Origin of the sequence: Bradyrhizobium sp. LMTR 3 (assembly GCF_001693485.1) — a bacterium.
Taxonomy (GTDB): Bacteria; Pseudomonadota; Alphaproteobacteria; order Rhizobiales; family Xanthobacteraceae; genus Bradyrhizobium.
Map to the genome: position 1 here is coordinate 1 of NZ_MAXC01000030.1, position 9,317 is coordinate 9,317.

Below are 9,317 nucleotides of genomic sequence, written 5' to 3' on the forward strand. Positions count from 1 at the left end.
AGGCACATATGCGGACTTTGACGTGTATCCTGAAAGATACGTAATGTTCGCTGGGGACGTGACCACCAGCACTTCGACCTGGCGTCGCTCCATCTCCAACTTAACGGCAGTCAACCTCCGTAGATACCAGAGCGGGGGAACGCCTGCGAGCCCTTTGGCATTGCCATGCTTTCAACTCCTTTCATGACATACTGGGTTCTTCTGTGTGCTCTCGATTAGACCAATGCGCGCATCCCGGGTTTCTGCCGGTAGATCGGAGCGATTTACGCGCTACACGGTCCGCGCCCGATGGTACGCTTGCCACCAGTGACAGGAACATGGCTCGCGGCAACGAAGGCAAGCGGCCTTCCTGCGCAGACCTGCCGCGTCGGTGTGCAGCGGCCCGGAGGCCAAGCAAGCAACACTGGGAGTACTTTTCCGACTGATAGCCCGTCAGCATGACACCACGCTACTGGCGCCATGGCCAACAGCGACTGGTGGGTCGCAGTGAATGTTCGGATCGCGCAGCATTCCAGCAACCTTACGCCAGCTGTCTCCGAGGACCGTGATCGCGCGATGTCAGCCCACAAGGAAGGGTAGGTGTGCGGGCGATTCAGATATGTGACAACAGCTAGGCCACAACGGTCGACGCAAGCCAGCAAGAGGCACTGACCTTGATGCTGTTAGAAACGTAAGTCCCGAACGAGGAACAGATTATGCCCCAGACATTTCGAGAAGCTCGCTGGTATCGCTCGATGCTCTACGTCCCTGGACACAAACTAGACTGGATGTTAAAGGCGCCCAAATATGGAGCGGATGCCCTGATGTTCGATCTTGAAGACTCGGTCGAGCTTACTCAGAAAGCTGGAGCTCGCAACGCAATCGCGGCAGCTATCAAGGAGCTACGCACCGGCCCCTTCGGGCGCTTCGTGAGGCTCAATAGTTGGCGGACAGGCCGTCTGCTAGACGACCTTAATGCGGTTGTAATCGATGGCCTCGACGGAGTGGCGTTGGCTAAGACTGAAGATCCGGAAGAAATTGCCGCTTTGGACCTTGTGCTGGGGGACTTGGAGAGGTCGCGGGGTCTGCCGGTCGGCCGAATCGAAATATGTCCGCAGGCGGAAACGGCAGTGGCGAAGTACAGGATGTACCACCTCTGCACGGCATCCCAGCGTGTCAAAAGGGCCGGCTGTTCTGGTGCCCCAACGCCAGGTGGAGACGGGGCTCGCTCGCTGGGCCTGCAGTTGGATGATTTGGCCGAAGATGGGATTTCCTTCGGAGCCTATTCCGTGCTGCAAGCTCGCGCTGCCGGGATTATACACGTTGAAGGCGCCATGACCGCGACGTTGGACGACCTCGAGTTGGTGCGGCGAATCGGCGAAAGATGCAAGCGCATGGGCGCATCTTGGGCTTCGGCGGTCCACCCTAACCATATCCCCGTCATCAATGAGATCTACTCGCCATCGCAAGACGAGATCAATGAGGCGTGTGACATCCTGTCCGCCGTGGCTGAGGCCACCGCCCGCGGCGAGGCCGCGGTTCGGTATAAGTCAACGATGATGCTGGACTATGCGCATGTTCGGAGTGCCATGGAGGTCCTTAAGAAGGCTCAGGCAGCCGGAATTGACGTTGGTAACGTTGCAAATGTCGAGTTACCAGCACTTTGAGAACGTTTGGCGACGGTCGACGGCGTTAAACTGGCGACTTCGATATAGCTCGGCTGCCTTTGGCCGGCCGCCGGGCACTGACGTTTCATCCATCGGCTCACTTGCAGATGATACTGCGATGCCGGTTGATTACGACGGCTTCACCTGCCGAGACAATTTTGTTCTTCATCGATCAACCTAAGCCGTGGCCGCAAGCCATTGGGCGATGCTTTTGCTCAAGCGACCCTGCGACTTGCTCGGACCGGACGATGTCATGGTTGAGATCTTCCAGCCATGCTTAACCGCCTTGCCCGGATGGCGCGGACGATCCGTCAGCCACTTTACATCCGCAGAAGGTTCATCCATTTTGCTTCATCACCGGATCACATAGAGGAGATTGAGGTTGTATTTTGTCAACGAGCGCATCGGTATCGAGAATGTTGAACCCATGAACTCGCCTCGCAAGACTCCGAACGCATCGACAAGTCTGTCGACGTTTAGCCGCGTGCAGTGTGCGCGCCCCAACATTAACGAGCCCGTGGGTGCCGCTGTATCGTCCCTTTCGCCATGAACGTCGATCGGCGTGATGGTGAGTACGTGATTTTGTACCTTCTCGGGATGGAGCGCCGGGCAGCAGCTCGTGAATACGCTGCCTTCGCAGATCCCGAGCAATGTCACATCTATCGTGCCTGTCTGGCGGCATACGCAACTGCTGCATCAATATCGTAGATGGAGAGCCACCGCTAGTGTCCCGAGCAACTCTAGATTGCGCATTAGATTCGCGTCGCTGTGCGCGGCTGCAACAGCGACGGAGGATCTGATGGCAGCCCGGCAACTTGCGGCCTTGACATTGAGCAATGACGAGCGTGCCGAAGTCGCTGACGATGCGGCGGAAGACGGCGCAGGCGCTGGCTCTGAGAGCGCGGATCGTGCTGACCTGCGCGAAGGCGGTCAGAACAAAGAAGTGGCGGCCAAGCTGGGGTTGGACCGGCAGACCGTAGGCAAATGGCGGCGGCGTTTTGTGGAGCAGTGCGTGGCCGGGCTGCACGATGAACCGCGCGCGGCGCCGCGCACCATTGACGATTGCCCGCATCGAAGCCGTGATCATGAGGACGCTGGAAAGCTGCCCCGAGAACGCCACTCATTGGAGTTCCCGCGGCTTGCAAGGCCAGCAGCCTGTCGGTGTCGACGGTGCAACGCATCTGGCGGGCCTTCGGGCTCCAGCCGCACCGGCTGGAGACGCTCAAGCTCTCGACCGATCCGAATTTCGTGGCCAAGGTGCGCGACGTCGTGGGCTTTACTTCTCGACGCCGGAGCATGCCATCGTTCTGTAGTCTCAAATCCAGGCGCTGGACCGCAGCCAGCCGATGCTGTGGATGCGTCCCGGCCAGCCGGCCCGAAGAAGCCATGACTACAAAAGGCACGGCACCACATCGCTGTTCGCCGCCCTCGACATCGCGACCGGACGGGTCATCGGCAAGTGCAACGGGCGCTCGTGCCGCGTAGTTCCGCAAGTTTCTCGACGAGATCGAGGCCGCCGTGCTGCGCGAACTCGCCGTCCATCTCGTCATGGAAACTACGCCACACAAGCCCCCGCTGATCCGGCGATGGCTGGCTAAAAGGCCACGATGGCATGTGCACCTGACCCCGACCAGTTCTTCATGGCTCAATCAGGTCGAGCGCTTCTTCGCGCTCCTCACCGACAAGAAGAGCAGGCGCGGCGTCTATCGCAGTGTCGCCGCCCTCAGGACTGACATCACTTCGTTCATCGACGACATAACGCCGATCCCAAGCCGTTCCGATGGACCAAATCAGCCGATGACATCCTTGCTTCCATCGAGCGCTTTTGCCGATACAGTGCCCCGGCAGAACACGACGCAATGTCGCGAACTTCTGGTTCAGGACACTAGGTAGGGCTAGGCTTATCCCAATCGACCAGCTAGAGGTCCAATCCCTCCCAGCAGACTACGGATCAGGGAACGATCGGATTACAGTTCGGCAATCGTATATTGGCTTATCAGTCCATAGACCATGAGCACGGGGGACGTCCACCTTCTGCGGCGCCATGGGGAACGTAACGGAACAGCTCATGAGCAACATCAGTTCGGTCTGAATGCCGCGAAATTCGGGGGCGGCCGTAACAGCTCCCGTCAGTTCCTCATTGGTACGGCGCACCACGCCGTGACGTCCTTTGGCCAGTCCTCCTGAGTTCCACTCCAATCCTTCGGCAGTGCTTCGCGAGAGCTGCAAGGCGCGGTATCCACGATCGCCAGACGTTCGCATTATAGGCTACCAGCTTCTGACACAACCTGCTCCAGGCTGTAAATGTGCTCATCAGCTTGCGATCGATGTCCCATACATCCGCGAGCCTCGGATATCGGGCCAGCCGTTCAATCGCTTCGCTCAACTAGTCTAGTCGCCCAGTACGCTCCTTTTCTCGGCGGCACGGGGTCGCGAGGATTCTGAGTATCAAGCCGGACCATGCTACTGCCAGCCCGATAGGTAGGTCAGCTATCTTTCGTCATGTTCCGTCCAGTGCGCAATGTGTTCGCGATCGCGTCGGCCTACTGCACTTATCTGTCATTGTGGCGCGCATGTGATGGTGCCGAGCATCAGGCGGTCGCCCGGTTTCCGAAAGCTTCTGTGTAGATCGCAAGAGCATCTTCGAAACGGACTTCGCGGGGATTATTAATGAGCAGCCGCGTCTGCTTCATCGCATCCTCAGCAAGCTTGTTCAGATCTTGAGCGCCAATCCCGACATCAGCCAATGACAGCGGAATCTTGCAATCACGGCAGATAGCGGCCATTGCATCGACAAACAGCCGGGCTCGCTGGGCGACCGACAGGTTGACAGCCCGGAAATCAACGAGAGGCGCAAGTTCAGCATAGAGGAGCTCGGCCGCGGGCAGGTTAAAGCGAAGTACTTGCGTTAGGACCAGGGCATTCGACAATCCATGAGGCAGGTCGAAAATTGCACCGATAGGATAGGCTAACGCGTGGACGGCCGCCACGGGCGCATTGGCAAAAGCAATGCCAGCGAGCATCGATCCTAGCAGCATCTGCGAGCGCGCTTCGACGTCCTTCCCGTCCTCGCAAACCCGACGTACATTGGCCGAGAGTAGACCGAGCGCCTGACGTGCAAGCTGGTCTGATATCGGGTTCTTCTTGTGCTTGCTGGTGTAGGCTTCGATCGCATGCACCATGGCGTCGATACCGGTCGCGGCTGTGACGAACGCCGGCAGGCTGAGCGTCAGCTCAGCATCCAGGATAGCCCAGTCAGGGATGAGTACCGGTGAAATGACACCTTTCTTTTCCGTAGTGGGTGTCGTGACGATCGCGATCGGTGTTACTTCCGAACCGGTGCCCGCTGTTGTCGGCACCAACAATAGCGGCAAACGTTGTCCCTTGGCGAGACCAACACCATAAATGTCGTCAAGACGATCGGGAGTCTTCGCTAAATAAGCGACAAGTTTGGCCGTATCAAGGGCACTCCCGCCACCGATTGATAGCACGAGTTCGATCCTGTCGGCTCGACAGGCGGCAACAGCGGCTTCCACGACGTGGGAGGGGGGATCGGCGACGACATCCTCAAAGATGCTGACACGAATACCGGCTGCCGCCAGTGATGCTTCGGCGCCTGCCGTTAACCCAGCCCCGCGCACGATCTTACCGGTCACCAACATGACACGGCGAGCGCCATAGTGAGCGACGAGCTCTCCCATCTTGCGGGAAGCTCCCGGCTGGAACAGAATATTGGACGGCGCTTGAAAAGTAAAACTTCCGACCATACTTCACTCCTCGTCTATCTCTATCGCCGCAGTGCGGGCAGACGCGCGCCAGTATCACCACCGATGCATCGCGATCATCTTTTCTTGGGTCATGCCACACATCACGTACAGGAGTTCGCCGGCGCCATAGCCTGCTTCCCCTGTCAGAGTACGGCATCCAGTCGTGAAGATGGACGGTGCGGTCTGCAGCTTTGCTTCCATCGAAGTAGCTTGGTCGATCGGTACATCGGCCAGGCGGGTTTCGATTGAACGTCTCGATAAGCTGCAGCATTCGAGTCGCCCTACACGAAGTCGACCAGCTGCTGGCACTAGTTGAACTCCTCGACCAAGACACGGGTGTTCTCGGAATAGTCGATCGGCACGTCCACCAAGTGGATACCACCTTCCATGAAGGCCGCCTCGAGCGTCGGCACCAGTGCATCGACAGACATTACGCGTGCGCCCTTCGCGCCAAACGATTCGGCGTATCGCACAAAATCCGGATTTCCAAACGTCAGGCCGAAGTCGGAGAGGTTGCGGACGGCCTGCTTCCAGCGGATCATGCCGTAGGCCCCGTCATTCAGAATCAGCACCACCAGGTTAAGCTTGAGCCGCACAGCGGTTTCTAGCTCCTGGCTGTTCATCATAAAGCCACCATCACCGCAGACCGCCATCACCCGGCGATCTGGATAAAGCAAGGCGGCCATCATTGCCGACGGCAACCCGGCGCCCATTGTGGCCAGCGCATTGTCGAGCAGCAGCGTATTCGTAACATAGGTACAGTAGTTGCGCGCCCACCAGATCTTGTACATGCCGTTATCGAGCGCAACGATGCCGTTCTCCGGAATCACCTTGCGCACGTCGTGAACCAGCCGCTGCGGCGTGATAGGCCAAAGGCTTTCCGTCGCGTGGTCGGAAACCCGATCCAGAATGCTCTGACGTAGCGGCAGCAGCGCCTTTGCGTTCGGGAGCTTTCCTTCGACACGGTCGGCAAGCAGTTCGAGACTGGGCCCCACGTCGCCAACGATCTCCGCATGCGGGAAATAGACCTGCTCCACTGTGGCTGGCGTATAGCTGACGTGGATTACGTGCGGGCCCTTCGGCCCCATGATGAAAGGCGGCTTTTCTATGGTATCATGCCCGATCGCGATGATCAGATCCGCCTGATTGATCGCCTCATGAACATAGTCGCGCTCAGAGAGAGCAGTCGTCCCTATGTACAGACTTGTGCCGCCGGGCACCGAGCCTTTTCCCATCTGCGTCGTGAAAAACGGAATGCCGGTACGGTGCACGAAGCCCGCAATTCCGTGGGCCGACCGCAGCCGGCTTGCCGCCGCTCCCAGCATGATGAGAGGCCGTTTAGCGCCTAGAATGATCTCGGCTGCCCGGTCGAGTGCCGCGCGATGCGCAACCGGGATTTCGATCGGATGAACCGGGACCATCGGCACCGGCTCGATTTCGTCTGCGGCGATGTCCTCAGGCAGCTCGAGATGCACCGGGCCCGGCCGTTCCTCCATCGCGATACGAAACGCATCGCGAACCAGCGTAGGAATGCTCACCGAGCTTACGATCTGTCGCGACAGCTTCGTAAGTGGTTTCGTCGACGCAATCACATCGACAAGCTGAAAACGCCCCTCTCGGCTGCTCATGATCGCCTTTTGTCCGGTGATCATGACCATCGGCATTGCGCCAAGGTGAGCATACGCGGCCCCGGTCGAGAGGTTAAGCGCGCCAGGACCGCGAGATGCAATGCACACGCCCGGGCGGCCGGTGAGCCGCCCGTACGTCGCCGCCATGAACGCAGCGGCCTGTTCATGGCGCGTCAGCACCCACTCGATCTTCGAATTCCGAAGCGATTCCAGCACATCGAGATTCCCTTCGCCGGGCACGCCAAAAACACGATCAACCCCCTCATGCGACAGCGCTTCGACAAGTAAATCTGAGCCCTTCACCATCCTGTCCCCCTATTGCCCCGAATCCTCAGTTAGGTTCCGAAGGCGGTGCGGATATTTATCACCGCAGCGTCTGATCGATCGCGCGCTGCAGCCGGGGTGCGGGTTCAGCTTGTTGACATGCTTCAACATCAACCCGGTAGATAGCGCAGCGTATTCGTAACATAGGTACAGTAGTTGCGCGCCCACCAGATCTTGTACATGCCGTTATCGAGCGCAACGATGCCGTTCTCCGGAATCACCTTGCGCACGTCGTGAACCAGCCGCTGCGGCGTGACAGGCCAAAGGCTTTCCGTCGCGTGGTCGGAAACCCGATCCAGAATGCTCTGACGTAGCGGCAGCAGCGCCTTTGCGTTCGGGAGCTTTCCTTCGACACGGTCGGCAAGCAGTTCGAGACTGGGCCCCACGTCGCCAACGATCTCCGCATGCGGGAAATAGACCTGCTCCACTGTGGCTGGCATATAGCTGACGTGGATTACGTGCGGGCCCTTCGGTCCCATGATGAAAGGCGGCTTTTCTATGGTATCATGCCCGATCGCGATGATCAGATCCGCCTGATTGATCGCCTCATGAACTATTGAACCTGCCAGATTCCAGCGCGGCAGGAAGGGCTACCGCCGTTATCGGGCCCGAGAGCGTTACGAAAGCGCACGAGATGCCGGGGCTGCCCGTCCGCCGGGCGAAGATCGAGGCGAGTGATTATCGCGTTGCTCTTACCCGACTCCAGCTTCGCCTCGGCTGCTCCAAACTCATCATGGACACCCAGTTTCCCGTTGGGCGAAAGCCAATGGAGTGAGCAGATCGACATCGCTATTGACCCAGTAGCCGTTCGCTTTGTGCCGGCAGTTCAATGACGCGCGGCACGGATTCGCCAACCTCACGCCAAGCTTCGTAAAGCAGGAACCTCATGGAGGAGTTTATGAGAAGACGGGACTTTCTTGCACTCTGTGCCGGATTCACCGGAAGAATTGTCGAGTCAGGCGTCGAGTGGGCTCATGAAGCCGGCGTGCAAGCGGTGGTCGGCTTCGGTGGCGGCAGCCCTCGATGGATGTCGCCAAGCTCGTCGCCTTGCGTGTGGGAAGCGGCAAGTCATTGGCCTCCGTGTATGGCGTCGGATTCTCGTACCCACGAGGGGGCACCAGCTCGGAAGTGAGGTTTATATCGGTCATCACGACCTACGAGGGCGAGAAGAAGGGCGTGTCATCGCCGGTGCTGCTGCCGGATCTCGCGAGGCTCGATGCCGAACTACCTAGCTCGCGAGGCTCTGCCTCTGCGTCTGCCAGGAGGACGTGGCCGTCCATGGTCGGATAGATTCCCGAGTAACAGGTCCCCACCAACGATGGACGTCGCGAGGCTCGCTTTCAGCCCATATGAATTGGCCGGCCTGCAATGCGATAGCGGACTGCAATAGAGAGGCCTTCACATGCTGTCCTTCGCCTGTCCGCAGCCGATGTACGAGGCAAGGGTCCGAGCAGTCAAGCTGCGCCTCTCGCTCAAGAGGCCCAAGGCTGACCGTGTCCAATGATCGAGATCAATAAATGAAGCGCGACATCTCAGTCAGATCGAGCGAAAGGCGAAACGAACTCTAACCGATGAAAAACGTGTCGCCATCGACACTCTGGTTCTGGCCGAACAAGCCACCTTACCTAAAGATCGTCGCGGACGGCTAAGGGTATCGAAAAGTTCGCCGACGGGTCCGCAACGCGATGACCAGCAAATAGCAGCACAACACTAATTCCCAGACTGGGGAAATCTGCTGGCGCGCGCCCGAAGAGGCGTGAGTTAGCTCCTTATCAGATCCCGGAACGCGCCCCTTCGGTCCTACAAATACGCCGGTGCACAGACAGTTCAGCGCAGCTGTGGCTCCGGCGCGCGCGCTCGTAGCGGGCGCCAGCCGAGGAACACCGTCACCTCATCCTCAACGGCCCGCCCGACACAAGACGGGCGCCGAGCAGGCCGCGATCGGCGAGACG

General features: G+C 58.9%; 5 protein-coding genes and 2 pseudogenes. 2 read left to right on the top strand and 5 right to left on the bottom strand.

The features are described from left to right. On the bottom strand, window positions 1-93 hold a 93-nt coding region (locus tag LMTR3_RS40065), incomplete at its 3' end, for an aminopeptidase P family N-terminal domain-containing protein (protein ID WP_349643813.1). A 602-nt stretch (window positions 94-695) separates the two neighbouring features. On the opposite strand from LMTR3_RS40065, the gene LMTR3_RS20670 reads away from it, so the two are divergent. Further along, the gene (locus tag LMTR3_RS20670) at window positions 696-1,646 is read left to right on the top strand and encodes an HpcH/HpaI aldolase/citrate lyase family protein (RefSeq protein WP_084029733.1); all 951 of its coding nucleotides are present in this window, start codon (window positions 696-698) and stop codon (window positions 1,644-1,646) included. Window positions 1,647-2,445: 799 nt separating this feature from the next. Further along, window positions 2,446-3,535 (top strand): annotated as a pseudogene (locus tag LMTR3_RS20675) (IS630 family transposase). Between the two features lie 702 nt (window positions 3,536-4,237). On the opposite strand, the gene LMTR3_RS20680 reads toward LMTR3_RS20675, so the two are convergent. The 4 genes and pseudogenes from LMTR3_RS20680 to LMTR3_RS40345 form a co-directional block, all read right to left on the bottom strand. Further along, the gene (locus LMTR3_RS20680) at window positions 4,238-5,413 is read right to left on the bottom strand and encodes an iron-containing alcohol dehydrogenase (protein ID WP_065746885.1); all 1,176 of its coding nucleotides are present in this window, start codon (window positions 5,411-5,413) and stop codon (window positions 4,238-4,240) included. A gap of 308 nt (window positions 5,414-5,721) precedes the next feature. Beyond that, the gene (locus tag LMTR3_RS20685; protein WP_065746886.1) at window positions 5,722-7,347 is read right to left on the bottom strand and encodes an acetolactate synthase large subunit; all 1,626 of its coding nucleotides are present in this window, start codon (window positions 7,345-7,347) and stop codon (window positions 5,722-5,724) included. A gap of 146 nt (window positions 7,348-7,493) precedes the next feature. Further along, window positions 7,494-7,919, bottom strand: a pseudogene (locus tag LMTR3_RS20690) (acetolactate synthase large subunit); the annotation flags it as partial. Between the two features lie 674 nt (window positions 7,920-8,593). Then, window positions 8,594-8,866, bottom strand: coding sequence for a CoA transferase (locus LMTR3_RS40345; protein ID WP_141686727.1), 273 nt, complete (start codon window positions 8,864-8,866; stop codon window positions 8,594-8,596). Between the last annotated feature and the right edge of the window lie 451 nt (window positions 8,867-9,317).

Excerpts from the sequence above, each read along its gene's own strand:
- LMTR3_RS20670 (WP_084029733.1), top strand. The coding sequence starts at position 696 with ATGCCCCAGACATTTCGAGAAGCTCGCTGGTATCGCTCGATGCTCTAC.
- LMTR3_RS20680 (WP_065746885.1), bottom strand. The coding sequence starts at position 5,413 with ATGGTCGGAAGTTTTACTTTTCAAGCGCCGTCCAATATTCTGTTCCAG.
- LMTR3_RS20685 (WP_065746886.1), bottom strand. The coding sequence starts at position 7,347 with ATGGTGAAGGGCTCAGATTTACTTGTCGAAGCGCTGTCGCATGAGGGG.